The sequence below is a fragment of the Neorhizobium descurainiae genome (assembly GCF_051400715.1).
Classification (GTDB): Bacteria; Pseudomonadota; Alphaproteobacteria; order Rhizobiales; family Rhizobiaceae; genus Neorhizobium.
In genome coordinates this window covers 111,202-132,582 of the sequence record NZ_JBLFFK010000019.1, presented here as the reverse complement: position 1 = coordinate 132,582, position 21,381 = coordinate 111,202, and the positions used below count along the sequence as shown (strand labels likewise).

The 21,381-nt window shown below is 57.7% G+C and carries 19 protein-coding genes and 3 pseudogenes; 12 read left to right on the top strand and 10 right to left on the bottom strand.

Annotation, left to right across the window (positions count from 1 at the left end; all coding sequences use genetic code 11):
- From ACMGE0_RS25885 to ACMGE0_RS25850, 8 genes are all read left to right on the top strand, one after another.
- On the top strand, positions 1 to 227 hold a 227-nt coding region (locus ACMGE0_RS25885; protein WP_436818763.1), incomplete at its 5' end, for a hypothetical protein.
- Positions 228 to 350: 123 nt separating this feature from the next.
- Positions 351 to 1,259 carry a phosphoenolpyruvate mutase gene (gene aepX / locus ACMGE0_RS25880; RefSeq protein ID WP_436818769.1) on the top strand — a complete coding sequence of 303 codons (909 nt, stop codon included), beginning with the start codon at positions 351 to 353 and terminating at the stop codon, positions 1,257 to 1,259.
- Positions 1,260 to 1,328: 69 nt separating this feature from the next.
- On the top strand, positions 1,329 to 2,537 hold the full coding sequence (locus ACMGE0_RS25875) for a pyridoxal phosphate-dependent aminotransferase (RefSeq protein ID WP_436818762.1): 1,209 nt from the start codon (positions 1,329 to 1,331) through the stop codon (positions 2,535 to 2,537).
- A gap of 29 nt (positions 2,538 to 2,566) precedes the next feature.
- Positions 2,567 to 3,373, top strand: coding sequence for a phosphocholine cytidylyltransferase family protein (locus ACMGE0_RS25870; RefSeq protein WP_436818761.1), 807 nt, complete (start codon positions 2,567 to 2,569; stop codon positions 3,371 to 3,373).
- The gene (locus tag ACMGE0_RS25865) at positions 3,373 to 3,987 is read left to right on the top strand and encodes a CDP-alcohol phosphatidyltransferase family protein (protein WP_436818760.1); all 615 of its coding nucleotides are present in this window, start codon (positions 3,373 to 3,375) and stop codon (positions 3,985 to 3,987) included. The genes ACMGE0_RS25870 and ACMGE0_RS25865 overlap by 1 nt, the downstream gene beginning before the upstream one ends.
- A gap of 45 nt (positions 3,988 to 4,032) precedes the next feature.
- Positions 4,033 to 5,181 (top strand): aminotransferase-like domain-containing protein, encoded by a 1,149-nt coding sequence (locus tag ACMGE0_RS25860; protein WP_436818759.1) that lies wholly within the window; start codon positions 4,033 to 4,035, stop codon positions 5,179 to 5,181.
- Positions 5,182 to 5,233: 52 nt separating this feature from the next.
- Positions 5,234 to 5,758 carry a GNAT family N-acetyltransferase gene (locus ACMGE0_RS25855; protein WP_436818758.1) on the top strand — a complete coding sequence of 175 codons (525 nt, stop codon included), beginning with the start codon at positions 5,234 to 5,236 and terminating at the stop codon, positions 5,756 to 5,758.
- A gap of 51 nt (positions 5,759 to 5,809) precedes the next feature.
- Entirely contained in the window at positions 5,810 to 6,895 is a 1,086-nt protein-coding gene (locus tag ACMGE0_RS25850) for an AbrB family transcriptional regulator (protein WP_436818757.1), read from the top strand.
- Between the two features lie 158 nt (positions 6,896 to 7,053).
- Here ACMGE0_RS25850 and ACMGE0_RS25845 read toward each other — a convergent pair whose 3' ends face one another.
- The 8 genes from ACMGE0_RS25845 to ACMGE0_RS25810 all read right to left on the bottom strand — a co-directional run bounded on the left by ACMGE0_RS25845 (position 7,054) and on the right by ACMGE0_RS25810 (position 15,907).
- Entirely contained in the window at positions 7,054 to 8,163 is a 1,110-nt protein-coding gene (locus ACMGE0_RS25845; RefSeq protein ID WP_436818756.1) for an aminotransferase-like domain-containing protein, read from the bottom strand.
- A gap of 32 nt (positions 8,164 to 8,195) precedes the next feature.
- Positions 8,196 to 9,011 (bottom strand): amidohydrolase family protein, encoded by an 816-nt coding sequence (locus ACMGE0_RS25840; protein WP_436818755.1) that lies wholly within the window; start codon positions 9,009 to 9,011, stop codon positions 8,196 to 8,198.
- Between the two features lie 42 nt (positions 9,012 to 9,053).
- A complete protein-coding gene (locus tag ACMGE0_RS25835; RefSeq protein WP_436818754.1) occupies positions 9,054 to 10,016 on the bottom strand; it encodes an alpha/beta hydrolase in 963 nt (320 codons plus the stop codon).
- A gap of 48 nt (positions 10,017 to 10,064) precedes the next feature.
- A complete protein-coding gene (locus tag ACMGE0_RS25830; protein ID WP_436818753.1) occupies positions 10,065 to 11,324 on the bottom strand; it encodes an ABC transporter substrate-binding protein in 1,260 nt (419 codons plus the stop codon).
- A gap of 83 nt (positions 11,325 to 11,407) precedes the next feature.
- Positions 11,408 to 12,244, bottom strand: coding sequence for a carbohydrate ABC transporter permease (locus tag ACMGE0_RS25825; protein WP_436818752.1), 837 nt, complete (start codon positions 12,242 to 12,244; stop codon positions 11,408 to 11,410).
- Entirely contained in the window at positions 12,241 to 13,086 is an 846-nt protein-coding gene (locus ACMGE0_RS25820) for a carbohydrate ABC transporter permease (RefSeq protein ID WP_436818768.1), read from the bottom strand. The genes ACMGE0_RS25825 and ACMGE0_RS25820 overlap by 4 nt, the downstream gene beginning before the upstream one ends.
- A gap of 119 nt (positions 13,087 to 13,205) precedes the next feature.
- On the bottom strand, positions 13,206 to 14,378 hold the full coding sequence (locus ACMGE0_RS25815) for an ABC transporter ATP-binding protein (protein ID WP_436818751.1): 1,173 nt from the start codon (positions 14,376 to 14,378) through the stop codon (positions 13,206 to 13,208).
- Positions 14,375 to 15,907, bottom strand: coding sequence for an alkaline phosphatase family protein (locus ACMGE0_RS25810; RefSeq protein WP_436818750.1), 1,533 nt, complete (start codon positions 15,905 to 15,907; stop codon positions 14,375 to 14,377). Before ACMGE0_RS25810 ends, ACMGE0_RS25815 begins: the two co-directional genes overlap by 4 nt.
- Positions 15,908 to 16,062: 155 nt before the next feature.
- On the opposite strand from ACMGE0_RS25810, the gene ACMGE0_RS25805 reads away from it, so the two are divergent.
- From ACMGE0_RS25805 to ACMGE0_RS25790, 4 genes and pseudogenes are all read left to right on the top strand, one after another.
- Positions 16,063 to 16,968: a LysR family transcriptional regulator gene (locus ACMGE0_RS25805; protein ID WP_436818749.1), complete on the top strand. Its 906-nt coding sequence runs from the start codon at positions 16,063 to 16,065 to the stop codon at positions 16,966 to 16,968.
- Positions 16,969 to 17,157: 189 nt separating this feature from the next.
- A pseudogene (locus ACMGE0_RS25800) lies at positions 17,158 to 18,371 on the top strand (pyridoxal phosphate-dependent aminotransferase).
- Positions 18,368 to 19,240 (top strand): phosphonopyruvate hydrolase, encoded by an 873-nt coding sequence (locus tag ACMGE0_RS25795; protein ID WP_436818748.1) that lies wholly within the window; start codon positions 18,368 to 18,370, stop codon positions 19,238 to 19,240. Before ACMGE0_RS25800 ends, ACMGE0_RS25795 begins: the two are co-directional and overlap by 4 nt.
- A 472-nt stretch (positions 19,241 to 19,712) precedes the next feature.
- A pseudogene (locus ACMGE0_RS25790) lies at positions 19,713 to 19,986 on the top strand (IS630 family transposase); the annotation flags it as partial.
- On the opposite strand, the pseudogene ACMGE0_RS25785 reads toward ACMGE0_RS25790, so the two are convergent.
- Together ACMGE0_RS25785 and ACMGE0_RS25780 are read right to left on the bottom strand one after the other, a co-directional pair.
- A pseudogene (locus ACMGE0_RS25785) lies at positions 19,950 to 20,378 on the bottom strand (LysR family transcriptional regulator); the annotation flags it as partial. The pseudogenes ACMGE0_RS25790 and ACMGE0_RS25785 overlap by 37 nt on opposite strands.
- 15 nt (positions 20,379 to 20,393) lie before the next feature.
- A complete protein-coding gene (locus tag ACMGE0_RS25780; RefSeq protein ID WP_436818747.1) occupies positions 20,394 to 21,305 on the bottom strand; it encodes a LysR family transcriptional regulator in 912 nt (303 codons plus the stop codon).
- Positions 21,306 to 21,381: the final 76 nt, after the last annotated feature.

Sequence of the window (21,381 nt, the reverse complement as noted above, 5' to 3'; positions counted from 1 at the left end):
GCCTTCCTTTATGCCGCATCCATCATGACCCTCGTCAGACGGATCGCACGCCGCTCATGAATTCTCGGACGGACTCTCAAGCAATCTGTGAGGCGCATTATAATCACGGATATATTCTGCATTATAAAGCCGAATATATCGAAAATTATGATGATCCATATAGCATTGATTATAACGTTCAAGTTCATAGGCATGGCATCTGGATTTTGATCAGCGTTAATCTGTAAACGGATCGTTATTTGTTCTGTAGTTTCCCGGTAAGCTGCTGGTTTTTCACTGAAATTTTTCTTGACGCGATCAATGAAGATATTATCGTGGAGAATTATGAAGGAGCGATGACAATGCACGGCATGCTTCCAAATCACTCGCAGCACAAGATTAATTCGGATGAGCGCTCGGGACAAAGCCTGCGCCACCTCATCACTTCCAGCGATCTCTCGTTTGCCATGGAGGCGCACGACGGCCTTTCGGCTGCGATCGCGCAGCAGGCCGGATTCAAGGCTCTGTGGGCATCAGGTCTCTCGATCTCCTCGAGCCTCGGCTACCGCGACGCGAATGAGGCGTCGTGGACCCAGGTGGTCGATGTCGTGGAACGAATGGCCGACGCCAGTGGCCTTCCTATTCTCGTCGACGGAGACTCCGGCTTTGGCAATTTCAATAATGCCCGGTTACTTGCCGTCAAACTGCGCCAGCGCGGCGCCTCGGGTGTCTGCCTCGAGGACAAGGGCTTCCCAAAAATGAACTCCTTTGTCGGAAACCGGCACCCGCTTGCCGATGTCGACGAATTTTCCGGTCGGCTGAGGGCCGTGAAGGACACCGTACCGGATATGGTTCTTGTTGCGCGCATCGAAGCGCTGATCGCCGGCTATGGCCTTGACGAAGCTCTGTTGCGCGCCGACGCCTATGCGGATGCCGGTGCCGACGCGATCCTGATCCATTCGCGAAAGAGCGACGCGACTGAGATCCTCGACTTTGCGCGGCAATGGGCCGACAAGCTGCCGATCGTGATCGTGCCGACCAAGTATTACAAAACCCCCATCTCGGCCTATCGCGACGCAAAGATTTCCACCGTGATCTGGGCCAATCACAATATGCGAGCGGCCATCTCGGCGATGCGTACCACCTGCGGCCGGATTATGGCCGAGGAAAGCATCGCCGGCGTCGAACCCGAAGTAGCGACGCTCGAAGAGGTCTTCGGCCTTCTGAACTACGATGAGCTTTCTTCAGCTGAAGACCGTTACCTGCCCAAGCACGCATGACCTGCGCCGGCCAGCGCTGAAACGGCCAAGAGACACGCACCATCAACAATCTGACCGAAGGAGGCGCATATGCTTGCGCAACGGATGTCTTTGCTTTCAGGATCGGGCACCGCCGCCGCGCGTGAGGCCGCAAAGGTGGCGGCCGCAGGCGGAAAGGAGATCGTCGATCTCGCCGCCGGCGAGGTAATCATAGCGCCACCAAAGACGGTGCGCGATGGCGCGGTCGCCGCGATCGAGGCCGGCATCAACCGCTATACCGATTCTATCGGCCTCAAACCGCTCCGAGAAGCTGTGGCCATGAAACTCACGGCGAGCACGCACGTGAAATGGACCGCCGACAACGTCGTCATTACCAACGGCGCCAAGCAGGCGCTACTCGATGCAATGCTTGCTCTAGTCGATCCTGGTGACGAGGTAATAATCTTCCAGCCTTGCTGGCCAACCCTTCCGTCTCAGGTGCTGCTTGCCGGAGCCAAGCCCATCTTCGTCGACGTCAAAGGCCCTGCCTACATCCCGAAGATCGAAAGCGTCCGCGCTGCGGTGACACCGAAGACGAAAGCTATCATCCTCAACTCGCCGAACAACCCGACTGGCGCCGTCTACGACAGGGCGACGCTGCAGGCGATTGGTGACCTCGCCAACAGCTACCAGCTCTGGATCATTTCGGACGAGTGCTATTCGAGCTTCGTCTTCAACGGTCACCCGCATGAATCGATCGTCACCGCTCACCCTGGCATCCGGTCGCGCACGGTTCTGGTCAACGCCTTCTCGAAAGAACTGGCGATCACTGGCTGGCGGCTCGGCTATTTCGCGGCCCCGCCGGAGATTGTCTCGGCGGCGAAGAAACTGCAAAGCCATACCACCTCAAACGCGAACGTCATCGCCCAGCATGCGATCCTCCACCACCTCAAGGTCACCGATGGCGTGTTCGAGAAGGGCATGTTCGAGCGCCTGAGCCGAGCGCGAACGGACGGGCTTGCCATTCTGGCGCGGCTCGCGGATGTGCCGGTTCCGCAGGCCGAAGGGTCGTTCTTCTTCTATCTCGATCTTGGCGAGTTGCTGGCCAAGCTTCCAGCCGGGGCGCCGGTCAAAACCGTCGACGACATCGCCAGCCTCCTGCTCGAGGAAACGGGTGTCGCCTCGGTGGCTGGTTCGACCTTCGGCGATCCGACCGGTCTGCGCCTCTCCTTCGGCGCCCCATCCGAATTGCTGCTGCCGGCTCTCGAAAAGCTGGTCGGCACGCTCAACGCACTGAAGAGCCGGCAGGCTGCGGCCTGACCCCTCCACCCTCGAACCGGAGACTGATCATGACGCAAGTGAAACAAGCCGTTATTCTCGCGGCGGGGCTTGGCTCTCGCCTCCGCCCCTATACCGATCTCGTGCCGAAGCCGCTGGTCGAGGTGCTCGGCACGCCGATCCTGCACAACGCGCTGCGCAATCTGGAAGCAGTTGGCGTCAGGGAGGTCACGATCGTCGTCGGTTATCGGCAGGAGGCGATCCGTGCGTCTTGCGGCCAGAGGTTCGGAGCGCTGGACATTGATTATGTCGAGTCGACGGTCTTCGAGCGGACCGGCAGTGCCTATTCACTCTGGCTCGCTCGGAAAGCCCTGCTGCGCGGAGACACCTATCTTCTGGAGGGAGACGTTTTCTTCGAGCTGGACGCGCTGCGTAATCTGACCATAGGCGACGCACAGAATGTCGCTGCGGTCGCGCCGTTCGATGCTTCCATGGAGGGCTCTGCCGTTGTTCTGTCCGACAACGGCTACATCACGGAATTCCGCATGAAACAGACCGCCGCGAACCTGACTGACGGATCGCCGCAGCTCTTCAAGACGATGAACTTGATCCGTCTCGCCAGCCCCGATCTGCGTTCGAAAATCGTTCCCTATCTCGACGACCTCGTCGGAGCGGGCGCGGTGAAATCCTATACCGAAGAGCTGTTCGCCCGCCTCATTGAGCGGCATGGGCTGCGGCTGGCTGCCGCGCGATGCGACGATCTGAAATGGTACGAGATCGATAGCGAAGCCGACTTGCGCATCGCAGAAAGCATCTTCGCAGGTCGCACGGGCGCTAAAGGTGGTGTGCTCGCCCAACTGGAAGAAGGAGCGCGGTGATGCTGCTCTATCTCCGGGATTGCGCCAACGCCATCACCGCAGTCGGGTACGTTTTTGCGATCACCGGCCTGTTTCTCGCGCTGAACGGCCACGTCGAACTCGGAACGGCCGCGATGCTCTGGACCTGGTTCCTCGATCACTGGGACGGGCATGTGGCACGCAAGACGAAGGACCACCGGCGGCCGGGCATGGCCGATTTCGGCAAGAGCTTTGACGGCTTCGTTGACTTTATCCACGGCATCGTCTTTCCGTCGACCGTGATCGTGCTGATCGGCCAGGGAAGTCTCCTCTCCTTCATTACGGTTCTTGTTCTGGTTTTGGCTGGCGCGATCCGCCTCAGCTATTTCGAAAATGTCGGACTGACGAGCGACGCCAAGTTCGCTGGCATTCCGGTCTCCTACGACACGCCGTTGATCGCTATCTTGCTCCTGGCGCGGCCTATAGTCCCGGTGACCGCCTATCCCGCAGTTGTCGCTATCGCATTCATCATCCTCGCCGTGCTGCACGTCACCACGACGATCAAGGTTCCAGCGATCCGTGGACGAGCTGTCCCGGTCGCCACTGTCGCAGCCATTGCTGTCTCTTCCACCCTAGCGATGCGCGGTTGGCTTTAGTGTCAAAGCGAGAATTCACGTCAAATTACAGGTGAGGACGTTGTAATGAGCAATATTGCCATCACTGAAATGCCCAAAACTCCTCCTCGGACGGCATTCTCATTTTCGGATTCCATTGCGCTTAGATTGAATCCGCCGCCGCCGATCATTGAAGTTTTCGATCCGATCATTCGGACGGCCATCGGAAATATCTTGGAGCATTCCTCGCCCAGTTCGATCATCGGGCATCACAGATGGTGTGGAACTGAACGCGACCGTGAAGCGGGCGCGGTGCTCTGCGAGACGCGGCTGGGTTATCTCCCCGATGCCGGTCGGATTGTGCTGACCAGCAGCACACAGAGCAGTCTGAACATGTTGCTTCCGGGCCTTGTTGGTGATGGCGGCGTGCTGGCGGTAGACGAGTTGACATATCCGCCGATCAAGGTCTTCGCCGCGAGATACGGAATCAAACTCGCGCCTGTAAGGCTCGACGACGAGGGGATCATCCCGGCCGCTTTCCGTGCCGTTTGCGAACAAGAGCGGCCGAAAGCCCTCTATCCTCTTTCCACACTTCAGAATCCGACGACAGGCACGATGTCGCTGCAGCGGCGACGAGAGATTGTTGCGATCGCCCGCCACTATAACGTATCGATCATTGAGGATGACATCTACAGCCTCATCCCGGAGAATGCTCCCCCTCCGTTGTCGGCGCTCGCTCCTGAAATCTCTTGGTATTTGCTGGGTTTGGCGAAGAGCGTCGCGCCCGGCACTAAGGCCGCATATGTCGTCGCGCCGTCGAAGAGCAAAGCAGAAGAGCTCTTCTGGCCTGGGGTTCGCGCGACATTCTGGATGACCGCCCCCCTCAGCGCCGCTCTTGCCACAGAGCTCGTCGAGACGCGTAAGCTGTTCGACATTCTCCAAGCGGTCAGGGAAGCAACCGAAACTCGTCATCAATTGGTCCATCAGCACTTTGCGTCCATGGACTATCGACTGGGGGACGGCGGCCTTCACGTTTGGATCGCTACGCCGCCCGGGAAGACCAGTGCCGGCTTGGCCACGGAACTAGAGCACAAGGGTGTACTCGTTTCCACGAGCGATGGATTTGTGATCGGTGACACGCCCGTCCCTGACACAATCCGAATTGGGCTGGGAAACCCGGCCACTGACAATATCCTAGAGTCCGCTCTCACGATTATTTCCTCAACGTGCTCCTGATCATTTCCGGTCCATAGGGCGTAGTAGGTGATCCAATTTGGTGGAGGGTAAAATGACGCCACATGCACCAGACATAGCGAGTAGTCCTGGTCACACTGTATCCATGGAGAACAATGGAGGTCCTGAAAACCTTGTCGAGGTGTCACTAATCTCTCTCGAAGAAGGAAATGCATTGAGAGACTTAGTGCTCCGGTCGCCAAACAAAACTTGGCATGACTTGCACAAGGGAACTTCATGGCATTTCCACGTGGGCGCTTTTATCGGTAAGGAGCTCGTCGCGACGGCCTCCTTTGCATTAGATTCACCGATAACGCTGTTCGCGTCCTCAGGAGTTCGCTCGGTATGGCGTCTCCGGGCTATGGCAACTCATCCAGACTACCAAGGGAGGGGAATAGGGCGCCGTGTAGTCGATTTCGGATTGCAGGAAGTCACTAGGCGGGGCGGCGGTGTCGTCTGGTGCGAGGGACGAGTGTCAGCGATAAGCTTCTACGAGCATTGCGGGTTTCATTCGCTGGGCCGCGTTTTTCACAATCCAACAACAGGTCCACATGTGGCATTGGTAAAGTCACTCGTCTGAGTGTGACATTTCAATCCACCTAAACGAATCGCGAGAGAAGGGGTACGTGGAATGCACTGGATAAGAATATTCTTGAGCAATATTAAAAAGAATAATTCATGTATTAAGTGCTATTTTACTCTTTTTATTTTCACGACATTCATTTCGATGCTTATGCATGCCATGCGCTTACCGGCGCCATTGCTATTCGGATCTATGATTGCTGCGTTACTGCTAACCGTCAGAGGCGGAGCGATCAAGGTAAACACTTCGATGTTTGCTTTGGCGCAGGGAATGATCGCTGTGATGGTTGCAAACCAGCTGCCTGCTTCTGCCTTCGGCGAACTTGCAACGAGCTGGACGATATTTCTTTTTGGCACGGCCTCGACGCTTGTTGCATCTACAATGATCGGTTTGATTCTCCAACGATCGCATTTGCTCCCGGGTACAACTGGTCTATGGGGATCCTCTCCTGGGGGAGCGACAGCAATGATACTGATGTCTGTCAACTATGGAGCGGACATGCGCTTGGTAGCGCTGATGCAGTACATTCGGGTAGTTACCTGTCTTGTCGTTGCGATCGCCATTGTCAGCTATCTCGGATCATCATACGGATCAATTTTCCATACTTTGACGCCATCAGCAGATGTCGGGCCATTGTCGCTTCACGCCTTGGCTATTGCCTCAAGTGGTGCATTGATTGGGAGATGGCTGAAAGTTCCCGCAGGAACGTTTTTAGTTCCTCTGATCGCTGCCACTCTAGCGAAAACCACACTATCATTGGACCTCACGCTTCCCACATTGATAATCATGTTGGCGAATTGTCTCATTGGATGGACGGTTGGTGGAAAGTTTACCGTCGACGTTTTGAGGCATGCATCAAGAGTTTTTCCTGTTTTGATCTTGTCAACTTCTGCGCAGATCGCTATCTGCGGCGGTATCGCAGTCTTTCTTGTATCTGCATGCGGAATTGATCCCTTAACAGCCTACTTAGCTACCACCCCTGGCGGTGTGGATGCGATTGCAATCATAGCAATGTCCTCAAGTGCAGATATTCATTTCGTGCTAGCGATGCAGTTGGCGCGGCTTTTTGCGGCCCTGATCGTCGCGCCTGCTGTAACTGCGTTGCTATCCAAACACATCGACCGCGCCTGTTGAAAAAATTAGCCGCCGCTGGAAGGTACGCTTCGAGCAAATGCTGGTTCAGCCGCGATGCTGCGGAACAGCCAGGTTGCCCTTGGATACTTGAGAGGGTAGCCAAACCAGTCAGAGTCCGATCCCTCCCCATATTCAGAGGGGGACGATGTTGCAGCTGATTATTCCAGAACTTCCGCTATAACCGACATTGCTTGTTGCAAGTCCTCACGATTATCCGGGCTTCCTACGACGATGCGGACAAAGTTGCCAGAATGCGCGGGATCAGTTGCAAATAGCCTACCAGGTCGTATAATCACATTTTTCGCGGCGCATTTCGCGACCAGTGTGTCTTGGTCGATGATACCGTCAAGATTTATCCAAAGAAACAACGCGTCCGGCCGCGTTTTATAGGGAACGCCTTTCAGGTGATCAGTCGCAATTTTTTGCCTTTCTATTGCCTCCGTCCTCACCCCAGCTACTAACGTATTAATGTCCAAGTTGCTCAACCAATGATTTACTAATTCAACAGAAAGGGAAGCGGGGTACCACGACGAAATACCGTAGAAGCGATCCAAGGTAGCTTGGGCTGCTTCCGTGTCAGGAGCGACGAGATAGCCGAGCCGAACACCGGCACCTACGCACTTGGCAAAACTCGTTATGTGCCATGTAACATCCGGAGCAAGGGCGCCGAAAGGCGCAGGAACGTTCTGCGGCAAAATCCCATACACATCGTCCTCGATAATACGAACGCCATGCTGTCTCGCGATACGGGCTATTTCCTGTCTCCGCGACATAGACATCACGATCGTCGTTGGGTTGTGCACCGTCGGCATCAGGAAAAGAGCCTTCGGGTTGAACTGCTTGCATGCTCTATCAAACGTGTCAGGATCCGCGCCGTCATCATCCATTTCAATGATCTCGGTTCGAATCCCCTGAAGATGGGCTTGCTTCCGAAAGCCATGGTAGCTAAGTGGCTCCATCAACACAGTGTCTCCAGAGCCGGCTACCGAGCCCAAAGCAAGTACCATAGCGTTTTGAGCGCCGTTCGTAAGAATGATCCGCTTTGGGTCGACGGTCGTCCCGAATCTTGAGCTTAGCCAGTGGGCTGCGTTTGATCTATCAACTTCAGTTCCGCCAAACCGGTGTGTTCGGAGAACGTTGGGAATATCCGTGAAGTCGCTCAAAGCACGGAGTCCTTCTCTGACCGCATCCTGTAAATGCGGTGATGCTGGAGGGGTCGAGCGTTCGAGGCTAATTGGTTTGGCTGGCTTTTCGATTTGAGAGTTCATTTTATTCTCCAGGAGATTTTTGAAGGGCTGCCTCAGCGAGGTTTGAACCGGTAGAGATGCTCTGGCGACGTCACGAGAATTTGTCGCGCGACCTCATCGTTTTTCACAATTCGCTTGAACCATGAGAACGTCATCTCGTACGTCGTCTTGCGATCGAGGCGCGGGCCGACGTGAGGCCAGTCGGACCCCCAAACCAAACGCTCGGGGCCGAATTTTTCGAGCAATCGCTCACAAGCCCGTGTTGAGGCCTGTGCGGTTGACCGATAAGGCGCTGATAGTTTCACCCAGACCTGTCGCGTTTGTCCGGCCTCGAGAATGGCGCCGAAGGTTGGGTCTCTGTCTGGTCCGAGATCTGGGTCGAACATTCCAAGGTGCGCGATGACGACCTGAGCCCCTTGACCGAGGACAAAGTGCATCGCCTTGACCAACTCTGGGCCTCCAAGGCCGAGTTCCACATGGACTGCCGTCCGCGCCGCCATCGAAAAAAGCGCTGAGTATGACGGCCAATCGGGGGTGTCCGCCGAATACTTCAGTGGAAACCGTAGCCCCGCCACACCTTTAGTGGCCAGGTCGGGCAGCGAATTTTGGTCCCAAGAGTTGTCCAACCACACAACGCCTCGCAGCGTGTCGGGGCGCGCGGCCAGGGCGCTCAAGAGCATGCAGTTGTCAAAACCAAGAAAACTTGGCTGTGTTAGGACGTATCGGCGGATTCCAAGCTTCCCGCCGATCTTTTCAATGTTAGCTAACGTCGCCTCCTCTTCGGGGTGCGGATAGCGCGCGACGGCCATTGCGCGGCTTGTTCCGAAGATGTGAACATGACAATCGGTTAACTCTTCCGGCGGTGCCACAACGCTTCCTTTATCTCTTCGTTGACCAGGGTCTTGGCACTTCTAGGTGCAGGCCGTCCGGGCCACCGTACGGAAGAAGTCAGCCGTCTCGGACAGTGCATCACGAGCAGCCGGAACCCCCCGCGCGAACATCGCATAACCATGTGCAAGTCCTTCATAGTGTCTGACAGTTTGAGGGACCTTTGCCGCGGCGAGCCGACCAGCGAGCAGAAAGGAGTCGTCGCGAAGGACGTCGAACTCGGCGATGCCGACGAACGTGGGTGGAAGAGCCGACAGGTCGGCATTCACCGGCGAGATCCAAGGATGTCGCGGGCTGACGTCCTCGGGAACGTACCACTCGAAATACTGCTTCATCCGGGCATACGACAGTCCGTATTGGCCGCGGCCATATGCTTTGTAGCTATCGGTTTCGAGATTATGGCCGAACACCCCGAACAACAGCCCTAGCCCTATAGGCTCGGATTCACCCAGGTCGCGGCGCGCGAGCGCCACGCCAATCGAGAGATTAGCTCCGGCCGATGTGCCAGTCAGAATGACCCGTTCACCGTTAGCGCCCAGCGCGCCAGTATTTTCAGCGCACCAGTTCATAGCGCTTCGGATATCATTGACCGCGGCCGGAAATGGATTCTCGGGAGCGAGGGCGTACGCAAGAGAGATGACGGGAAATCCGGTCTCAGCCGCGAAAGCCCTGCAAGCCCAGTCTCCGGTTGATATCGTGCCTCGCGCCCAGCCTCCTCCGTGAAGAAAAAGGATAATGGCGCTCGGGTCGACTACCACCGGCCGATAGATGCGAATAGCCATGTCTCCGGCAGCACCTGGAATCGTACAATCGGTGACGCTTGCGACTGTTGGCGCGCCATCTGACCAGTACGGGGCCAGTCGATCTTGTTGTGCGCGGTTCTCGGTAAGAGATGTCGGAAGGCCCCCGTCCATTTGCTGCAGTTCCTTGTGCTTATCGATGGCAGCAAGCATTTGTGGGTCGATAGAAAAATTCAGTACGGACATGTGTGGACCTTTAGATTACGATCAGTGCACAGAGCGCGCGCCGACGCACTAGTGTGCTTTTTGGGGGAGCAAGGCTTCCACATCGGCGATCATTGATCTCAGCGCGTCCGCAGGGCTTACCTTGTTGGCGACGACTGATTGGATGTGAGATTGAATGCTGTTGGTTATCTTGCCGCTATTCGGAGGGGGAAAGCCGTACCATTGCGTGAGATGCTTTAGCTGGTTCGCCGTGAGCTCGGTGTTTGCTTTCACGACCGGGTCCTTCGCACCGTCCTTTATGACCTTCTCGGCAATACGGTTGACTGGAATGTAACCGGATTGTTGCGCCAGGATTGTCTGAGCTTGTTGTCCAACAACATATCTTACAAACCTCCAAGCAGCTTTCTGCCGCTTTGGGTCTTTCGTGGAAATGGTCGCACAATTGCCGCCCGGTGGAATCTTTCCGACACCTTGCGCCAATGGATATGCGGCAGTGGCCAGTGTGAACTTCCCTTGCACGCCTTTCGATACAGCGTTGAACGATGCGCTGGAGTCAGACATGATTCCGATCGTTCCGGCTTGAAATGCCTGCCTTGCCTGATCGGGGGTCATATCAATCATCCCGCCTCTCTCGACGAAGCTTTGGAAGTTTTCGAGCGCGCCTAAACCAGGGCCATTGAACTCCACGGTCTTATCGTCGGCACTCATTATCCGTCCGCCAGCTGAAGTGATAAGGGCTTGGAAACTCCAGTTACCACTGTGATTGTAGCGAAAGTGAATTCCCTGCAGACTAGGTTTGAGCGTCTTAACGCGTTCAGCAAGTGCAATTATTCCGTCCCAATTGTCCGGAAAGCGCGCGGCGTCACCTCCAGCCTGCTTTATAAGGTCGGCGTTGAAATACAGGATCGGGACCGAAATCGCGAAAGGTAACCCCATGAGTTTGCCGTCAACGGCGCACAAGGATGAAAGACTTTGATCGTATCCTTGTGCTATCAGTTGGGGATCTGATGCGAATGAGTCGACGTTGATCAACGCCCCCGCTTGAGCTGCCTGCCGCATGAGATTGTAACCTTGGAAGGCGACATCCGGCGCGTCGCCGACGATAACTCCGCGCAAGGTCCGTTGCAGAATCTCTTCATAAGTCTGAATGGGGGTTCCGATATCGACAAGGATGTCCGGGTTCTCCCGTTCGAAAGCTTCTGCGATGGCGCGATAGGGTCCCGGGCCACCTTGGGTAAATACATTAAGTTTGATGATTTCAGCATTTGCTGACGATCCCATAAGAATGCAGGAGCAAGCAGCAATAACGTTATAAATTCGTCTGAGCATACGACGTACCTCTTTGTTCTTTGGCGAAGGAGAATGATAGTTGACTGAGCCTTAGGGCTTGGATGAGCTGTGGCGGTGACTTACTATTTCACGGCTCCTCCCGTCATTCCCTCTACGAACCAGCGTTGGGTCGCAAGAAAGGCGATGATGAGGGGCGCGACGACGAGGGTGGCAGCTGCCATCAGTGGACCGTACTCATTTCCGGCCTCCTCGTTTTTGAAGGCCATGATGCCCAGCGGCGGTGGCATGAGGTTCTGGTCGCGCACGGCAATGAGCGGCCAGAACAGGTCGTTCCAATGGCTGACCACCGAGAAGATCGAGAAAGCGATGACGGCGGGCAGCGCCATCGGCACCATCACCCTCCAAACGATCGCGAGTTCGGAGAGACCGTCGAGGCGGGCGGCATGCACCACGTCGTCGGGAATGCTCTTGAAGAACTGCCGGAACAGGAAGATGCCGAAGGGGGAGACGATATAGGGGAACACCAACGCCGCGTAGGTGTTGAGGATGCCTAACTGGTAACCGAGGATGAACAGCGGCAACGACAGGACCTGGTGCGGCAACAACAGCCCGACCAGCACCATGCCGAAGATGAGATCACGGCCGGGAAAGCGCAACTTGGCCAGCGCATAGGCGAATGGCGCGCAGATCAGAATTTGGAGCGCCAGGATTACCGCACAAATTAGAAAGCCGTTGCCCATGTACCGCGGCAGGGGCGCTTCGGTCAGAGCCTTCGTGTAGTTCTCGACGCCATAGAACTGCGATGGCCAAAAGGAAAAGCTCGCGCGGAAGATTTCGCCTGGCGGCTTGATCGACAGCGAGATCATCCAGATGAACGGAATGAGCATGAGCGCGGCGGTGGTGAGCAGGACCGCATGGCGAATGATCGCCGCGGGTGGAGAAAGTCGGCTAGAACTCATTGGTAATGCACCTTTTTGTCCATGGCGCGGGCCTGGACGAGGGTGAGCGCGACGACGACCGTCAGAAACACGACGGCGACGGCCGCGCCGTAGCCCGTTCGGAGATATTCGAAACTCTCACGATAGAGCGTGTAGAGCAGCACCTCCGAGGCGTGACCAGGTCCGCCCTGCGTCAGAACCTTGACCGTGTCAAAGCTCTCGAACGCACGCAGCGCAACGACAATCGTGACAAACATCGTGACTGGCCCAAGCATGGGCAGGGTCACGGTCCGCAAGCGATCAAGCCAGAGATCGGCACCATCAACGTCGGCTGCATCATACAGGTCCTGAGGGATGCTCTTGAGCCCGGCAAGGAAAAGCACCATCGCGTAGCCGAGGTTCTGCCAGATGCCTATGACAGCCAGAACAGGCAGCACAGTGCCCTCGTCGCGGAGCCAGTTGGCCGTTGGTAGACCCAAGGCTGCGAGCGTTTGATTGACGAGCCCGATCGTTGGATGAAGGAGTGCCTCCCAGGCAATTGCCATAGCTGTAAGTGTGGCCATGAACGGTAGGAAATGGATAGCACGATAAAATGCGCGGCAGGATTTCCCGCTCTCGATGAGCAGCGCAATGGCCAGCCCGAGGCCGAGGGTGCCCGGGACAACGATCAGGACATATACGATCGTGTTGACGAGCGAAATGCGGAAGCCTTCATCGGCGAACACCTCGCCGAAGTTTGCGAGCCCCACGAAGGACAGTGTGTTCGCCCCGAACTGCCAGTCGGTGAGTGCGATGACGAAGACGGCAGCAACCGGCAGAAAGAACAGCACGATCAACAGCAGCAGCCCCGGGCCGGCCAGCATGCAGGCGGCGAGAGTCTCGGCGAGCGCCTGACGGCGCGCTGGACCACGCGACGTATATCCGTGTCCTGCATTCCGCATGGAGCGCGGAGGCTGGACCGATAGGGAAACGACCTCGCCCATTACGCGAGCTCCCGTAGCCGCCTGACGGAGGCGGTTTTGAGGTCGTGGCGATGGCGGATGCGGCGACCTTCGGTATCGAAGAGAAGGATGCGCTCCGGATCGGCCGCCAGATGCACGGGCTGACCAATGGATAGTTGCGGCGCGCGTTCGGCGAGCAGCCGCGCGATCAACGGCTGCGTTGCGCCGGCGAGATCGAGATGGACGAACAGGTCGGAGCCCATATGCTCGATGAGCCTCACTGATCCAGTGAAGACTCCGGACCCGGCATGTTGCGCCAGATGAAAGGCCTCCGGGCGGATGCCGAGCGTCAGGGGCGTGTCGGACGGGAGGTCGGCGCCGATAGCGAGTGTAGTTCCGGCGACATCGATCCGGCCGCCATCATGCATCACACCGTTGAGCATATTGATCTTCGGAGAACCGATGAACTCGGCCACACGCCGGTCGTCAGGATCGGCATAGATCTCCTGCGGCGGGGCGACCTGCAGCAGCTCGCCATCCAGCATCACCGCCACCCGGTCGGACAGCGTCATCGCTTCCGATTGATCATGCGTCACGTAGATGAATGTGACGCCGAGCCGTTGGTGCAACTCCTTGATCTCGGCACGCATCTGGACGCGCAGCTTGGCATCGAGATTGGAGAGCGGCTCGTCCATCAGGAACACGGCCGGATGGCGCACCATGGCGCGGCCGACCGCCACGCGCTGGCGCTGCCCGCCGGAAAGCTGCCCGGGTTTGCGGTCGAGAAGATGGTCAATACCGAGCGCCGCGGCCGTGCGCGATACCTCCGCCTCGATCTCGGCTCCGATGCGCCTCGTACCCGGAAGCCACCGGCCCAGCAGGGGAAGCCGCTGCCAGGCCTTCAAACGCCGCATCTTGAGCGGCAGAGCCATGTTGGAGGCCACCGTCATATGCGGATAGAGCGCATAGGATTGAAACACCATTGCGATGTCACGCTGTTTCGGACGAAGGCCGTCGACCACGCGTCGAGAAATCGACACCAAACCGCTGTCCTGCGCCTCGAGTCCAGCCAGGATCCGGAGCAGGGTTGACTTTCCGCAGCCCGATGGTCCCAGCAGCGTCAGAAATTCGCCTTCAGCGACCGAGAGCGAGATTCCCTTGAGAATCGGGGTCTCACCGAATGATTTCCTGATGTCATCGAAAACAATGCTCATTCGGCTGGCTCCAATTCGTTCGTGATGGACATGTCTTCTGAAACTGAAGGCGTATTGGAAGCGCTCCCACCTTCGAGATAGGTCCTATCGCCAACACGGACCCGCCAAAGTACCTGCCGGTAACCATTGATGCCGGTCTCCAGCACCTCCCGCTCCACAAGCGGAAGCGGGTGGGTCAGGGATGCGCCGCCGAGCGCCTCATGCAAGATGCGCCCGGTCATCGTCTCCGGGATCGGCAGGTCGAGAAGATGCAGGAGCGTGGGCGCGATGTCGCAGATGCCGGAAGGGACTTCCGAGAACCGCGCCGCCGCGTGGAAAGCCGATCCGGCCAGAATGCCGACCGAGGCTAGCTCCATCGGATGCAAGCCGCCATGAACGCCGAGGCCGGGAACGCGGTCATTGTCGTAAAAGGTACCGCCCGGCAATCCGAAGCGGTCGATGCCATCATGGGCCCTGAAGGAAAAATAGATATCCGGTGCCCGCTCATGATCGGCGAAAACGAGGCTCGATGAGAAACTGCCCGGGGCGATGCCCTCGACGTCATTCTTCGGTGCCGTGAAGATTGGTCCACACCAAGATTGCTCCGTCAACACTTCGACCAAACGACCGATTGCGGCCGGCGAGCGATCTGAAAGATAGAGCGCGCCAACCTGCCCCGGCACGACAACCACGTCTACACCGGCGCCTGGAGCATGACCGGGCGCGTAGCCTGCGTGTTTCAGGTGGTCAACGACGGAAACGCGGGTGTCAGCGGTGATGTGGCCGTGATCGGAGAGAATGATGAGTTGAACACCCGCCGCTTGGCCTTCAGCCTCCCACCAATCAAGAATACGACCAAATTGCATATCGCAAAAATCGATAATACCGCGTGTTGTCGGCGACGCCGTCCCGTGGAAATGAGAGGTTGTGTCAGGCTCGCCATAGGAGAGGATGGTCACGTCAGGCCTATATTTCGGCCAGACGTGATCGAGGAACGCGGACGTGATCCAGACCTGGCCGTCCCGATCCGGTTCTCCACGAGCAGGAAGTGGCGGAAGGACTCCGACTTCCATTTCGATCGCTGCGAGCACATCAGCCGGAGAGCAAGCCTCACGAAAGTGACCGGAGAATCGGAAATGCCCAAAGTCCTCCGCTTTGTGATTGAAAAGGCGGGTCGTTCCTGGCGTGTTCGTTGCAAGGACGGCGAAGCTTTTCCCGGCTGCATCGAGCAATTCCCCGAGCGTTGGGGCTCCCATCAAATTGCCATTGCTTTCCCGGTTCAACCGGTCCAGCAGGACAGCATCTGCGGTATCGACATAGCGGTTCGGCACCGTGGATCGATTGACAAATTTGTTTCCAACCATGCCGTGGCCACTTGACGTCGTCCCGGTGACGAGACTGGGGAAGGCCACCCGCGTTTCGCTCGGGTAGATGGTTCGATGACGGGACAAAGTAGTGCCGATTGACTGGAGGCGAACAATATTAGGAGTAAGGCTGGCGGATACCAGATCCGGCCGCAGACCGTCGAAACTGACAACTAGAAATTTCATTGAGGCCGGCCCCGTTTATTTCGCACTTGATTTCCCGAAACCGCGTTTATTCGTGGAGAACAACAGGTAAATGACGGTCATCGAAAAATGTGATTGCAAGTGACAATATGTCGATTATGACTGCGAAATAATCTTCAGTGATAGAGGAGCCGACCTTGGCTGACGAAAATCGGGACATCCCGCTCAATGCAATCCGCGCCTTTGTCACCATAGCGCGGGAGCGAAATGTCACACGCGCTGCCAAGTCGCTGGGGATGACACAGAGTTCCGCCAGCCGATATCTCGCCGTCCTCGAAGAATATCTTGGAGCTCAGCTCATCGAGCGCCGTGGTCGCCACACCGAGCTGACGGAGTTTGGCCGACTCTTCGCCAACACGGTGACCGAGCCCTTGGACACGATCTGCTTCACCACCCAGAGAATGCGGCGCACGCTGCAGGGAGACATCAACCGGATTGTTGTCCGAACGTCTTTGACGACACTGGCCTACACTCTGCTGGTTCCCAATATTCAGGCCTTCTCGCAAGAGCATGGTGGCGCCGTCGTCGATGTCGTTAATTCACTTGCACCACCCAGATCCGACGACGGCTTCGACGTCCTGATTACGCGCGATCTGTCGATTGTTGAGCCCGCCGATCAGTGGGAGCTTCACTCCGAACACATCGTTTGCGTCGGATCGTACTCACATATTTCGGGAAAGAGCCAAGCGATTGTGCGGACGATGCCGATCCTCACTGTCACGTCTCGTCCGGATATATTGCCGACTTGGCTCCGGTCCATGAATCTCACACCGGCTGACATTAATGCGGGCGCGCGATATGACCATCATTACCTGGCCCTGCCGGCGATCACGAACGGAAATTGCCTGTTGGTAGCGCCTGAAATCATTGTCAGCGATCTTATCCGCGACAACCTTCTCAAGGTGATCCCGGGCACACGGGTTCCGAGCGGCATGTTTTATCGCGCTTACGCGATCGACCGTGGCAACAATCCCGAGCTGGCCCGTTTGTTCTGTCGTTGGCTGGTCCGCCTCTTTCGCAAATACGCAGGTGAGCCAGGGTGATATCGACAAATACGATGATCTTTCCGATAGATTCGATGGCCTTGTTTGCAGGCATATATGAACGGCACGTATAGTCAGCGGCAGTTATTTGGATCGTTGCCTTAACCGTCGTCGGTGGATCTTCACCCGGTTTCTACCAGAATGTTTCTGCCAGGATGGACGGCCGATCGGCTTTTCCGGAGCAAGCCGTTGACCCTTGTCGCACGCCGCCTTCAAACCGTCCGTCCATCTGGAACCAAGGCAATGACCGCACGGGCTGCAGAACTGAAAGCAGCAGGAGCCGATGTCATAACGTTGAGCCAGGGCGAACCCGCTTTCGACACACCCTTATCGATCCAGGAGGCCGGCATCTCGGCCATTCGAGCGGGCAAGACCCGCTATACACCTGTCGCCGGTGTGGTGGCTCTGCGCGAGGCGATCCAAAAGAAGCTCATGCGCGATCATGGCCTCGACTATGCGCCGGATCAGATTACCGTCGGTTGCGGAGCCAAGCAGGTTGTTTTCAATGCACTCTTTGCCAGTCTCGATCCCGGCGACGAGGTGATCATTCCGACCCCGTGCTGGGTCTCCTATCCGGATATGGTCGCTCTGGCCGGCGGAACGCCGGTGATGGTGCCGTGTACCGAGAGAGACGGTTTCAAACTACGCGCCGACGCGCTTGAGGCGACCATCACTACGCAGACGAAATGGTTGGTGCTCAACTCTCCAAACAATCCGACCGGTGCGGTCTATTCCGCGCGCGATCTGGCCGAGCTTGCTGACGTGCTGCGTCGTTTTCCCCACGTATCCGTATTGTCCGACGACATCTATGAAAAGCTCGTCTACGACGCGTCGTTCGCCACCATCGCTTCGGTCGCACCCGATCTGTTCGAGCGGACGCTTGTGGTCAACGGCGTCTCGAAAGCCAATGCGATGACCGGCTGGCGCGTCGGCTACGGCGCGGGGCCTCAGCCGCTGATCAAAGCCATGAACGTCATCCAAGGACAGACCTCGTCTCACACCAGTTCGATCTCGCAATATGCAGCGATCGAGGCCATGGCCGGCGATCAAGCCTATGTCGCCGACTTCGTCAGGGCGTTTCGCCAGCGCCGCGACGTCGTTTTGGAAAAACGCAACCAGGCTGAGGGTTTGAGCTGTCGGACGCCGGAGGGTGCATTTTATGCCTTCGCCAATTGAAGGGCATCATCGGGAAGATGACGTCGGCGGGCCATCCGATCGAAACAGGCACGGAATTTGCCACGTATCTTTTAAGCGAGTTTGCCGTCGCGGTCGTCCCCGGCAGCGGCTTCATGGCCTCGCCGTATGTCCACATTTCTTACGCCGCGGAACTGTCCGACCTCGAACGGGCCTGCGACAGGATCATTGCAGCTTGCGCAGCTCTCACCGGAGGCGGAAACCCATGAGCACCTTCAAGACCATCAAAAGCCGGATCGCCGAGCGTGGACTCATCCACGTCATGGCGGCGCACAGCCCCATGTCGGCCGTTTTGGCCGAGGAAGCGGGCTTCGACGGAATCTGGGCTTCGGGTTTTGAGCTCTCCGCCCTGTATGGTCTACCCGATATGAGCTTGGTCACGATGTCGCAGCATCTCGACATGTTGCGGGCGATGACTGGCCATGTCTCCATACCGGTCATCGCCGACATCGATACCGGCTACGGCAATGCCGTGAATGTCACCCATGTCGTGCGGGAATATGAACGTGCCGGCGCAAGCGCTGTCGTGATCGAGGATAAAACCTTTCCGAAGGTCACGAGCCTCGTTGCCGGAGGCAGGCAGGAACTCGTACGGACGGAGGAGTTCCAAGGCAAGATCGAAGCGGCGATCGCGACGAGGCGCGACCCCGACTTTCTCATCATCGCTCGAACGGAAGCTCTGATCGCCGGTCTGGGGGAAGAGGAAGCCCTGGCGCGCGCCGTCGCCTACGAGGCGGCTGGGGCCGACATGATCCTCATTCACTCGAAACGGAAAACACCGAACGAAATCGAAAGCTTCGCGCGCGCCTGGAAGGGCGAAGTGCCGCTTGTCATCGTGCCCACATCCTATCCGGAAATGGACGAGAAACGCATCCGCGCCCTGAACACGATTGCCATGGTCATCTACGGCAATCACGGGCTGCGCGCCGCCGTCACGGCGATGACGGAAACGTTTCGCCGCATCATTGCTGATGGTGGCGCCCAGAACGCAAGCAGAGACATCGTCTCTGTCGAGGAGATCTTTCGCCTTCAGGACATGGAAGCCGCAAAAGACAGCGAAAGGCGCTATCTGAAGTAGCCGATCAGGACGGCGATAGGGCGACGACGATGATCTCAATCAGCATCCCGGCTCGAAGATTGTCTGGGCGCACCAGCGCTGCACCCCATGGCTCTGGGCGGCCCCATCCACGCCTTCCATTCGTCGTCGAAGTCATCTGTCTTCTGGAGGTTCGCCAGCAGCACAGTCACGGAAGCAGGGAGCGCTTATTGGTCTCAAGATAGGTGAGAACCTGCGGTCTTGTTTAAGCTGGCCTCAGGCCTTGCAGCGTAGGACAAGCATCCCGTTCCTGTCCCATGTGGCAGTCATGGCTGCGCTGGATGGGGCGGGGTGGTGGCGCCCACGCCCACATGTTCCCCAACCGGTCGTGAGGCGGGGGCCAATGCGGATAGCGCCGCTGATCTGCTATGAGCCACTCCTCCTCTGGCGCGTGTCCGGTATCATGGAGGCAGGCGAGTTGAAACCTTGCCTCGTCAATCCTTGCGAAAACCTCCGAGCGAAAGAGGGCGAGGTGACCCCTCGGCCGCGAGGCTGGAGGCGACCGTCGGCAGTGGATGCACACCAGGAATTCGTTGTCGCGCTGATCGAAGAGCGCAAGGACGTGACGCTCGATGAAATGGGTCGAGCGCTTATCCGTCGAACGGCAGGTGAAGATCAGCCGGAGTGCGCTCGGAGCTTGGCTGCGAGGCCGAGGATGGAGGTTTAAAAAACGTATGGCCCGCCGGTCTGCGACACGGATCGCGCAATCGAAACCTTCGGCGATGAGATCGACGAAGCGATCGCTGTAGGAGGTATGGATGTGGATCTGCGGGTGCTGATGCGCCATTTCCGCAAGCACGGGAGCGAAGTGAGTCGGCCCGAAAGAAAGCGGCATGGCGACCCTCAGGCAGCCGCGCAGCTCACCGGCGGGAGGATTGTTTCTCTGGTCGCGCCGATCTCGGCGCTGACTCGGGCCGCATGGGTCTCTAAATGTGATTCCGGCTTCTGTGAGCGCGCCGCCGCGGGTCGTACGTGCAAGAAGTTGGACGCCAAGTTCCACTTCAACCCGAAAGAGCCGCCGACTGACGATTGATTTTGAGACGCCGAGCCGGCGTGCGGCGGCCGATACGCCTCCGGCATCGGCCACTGCGATGAATGTCTGTAGATCTTCGATGTCCATTCGGAGCGTGCTCTTTCAAGGATCGATAAAACTCCTGCCGGGACGGTATCGCACATGGTCGATGAGGGCGCGCAGCTTGGGCGGCAGGTTTCGGCGGTCCGCGAAATAGAGGAAAAACCCGGGGAACGACGGTAGGTACTCCTCCATGAGCGAAACCAGCTCGCCCCGCTCGAGATAGGGCCTGAAAGTGTCTTCCATGCCGAATGTCACGCCTCCGCCGGCGCAGGCTGTCCGCACCATGACCCACATATCGTTTGTGGTGATCCTCGGATTGACGGCCACGTCGAATTCCCGACCATTCTCCTCGAATTCCCACCGATAGGGTGCCACATCCGGCGCCGGACGCCAGCCGATGCAGCAGTGCCGCGAAAGCTCCGACGGGTTCGTTGGCGTTCCGAAACGTTCCAGGTATGACGGTGCGGCGACGACGAGCTGCCGCTGGTCGCCGGAGACCGGCACTGCGATCATATCCTGCTCGATCACCTCACCAAGACGAACACCTGCATCATAGCCCTCGGCCACGATGTCGAACTCCTCATCCGTCACGGTAACATCGACCTGCACGCCCGGATAGGCGTGCGCGAAGCTCGCAAGGAGCGGCCCAGCAATGAAGCGCTCGGCGATCGAAGATACGGCGAGGCGCAGGAGTCCCGTCGGCTGGGAGTCCCGGTCCTGGGCATCATTCAGCGCCAGTTCGACTTCGGCGATCGCGGGTGCCACGCGCTCGTACAGCCGCATGCCCGCCTCAGTCAGGCTGACGCTGCGCGTCGTGCGCTGGACGAGAGCGACGCCCATCCGGTCTTCCATCCGCCGGATCGCCTGGCTCACCGCCGAGTGGGTAACGCCAAGCCGTTCGGCTGCGCCGCGGAAGCTCTTTGCTTCCGCGACGGCAAGAAATGCGGACAGGAGTTTTAGATCGGCAGCCATCGGTCAGTTCAGCTTACCAAGCTTGTTATCATTCGTAAATTGTTCCCCCGGCAACTCCACAGTACTTTTTTCTCAA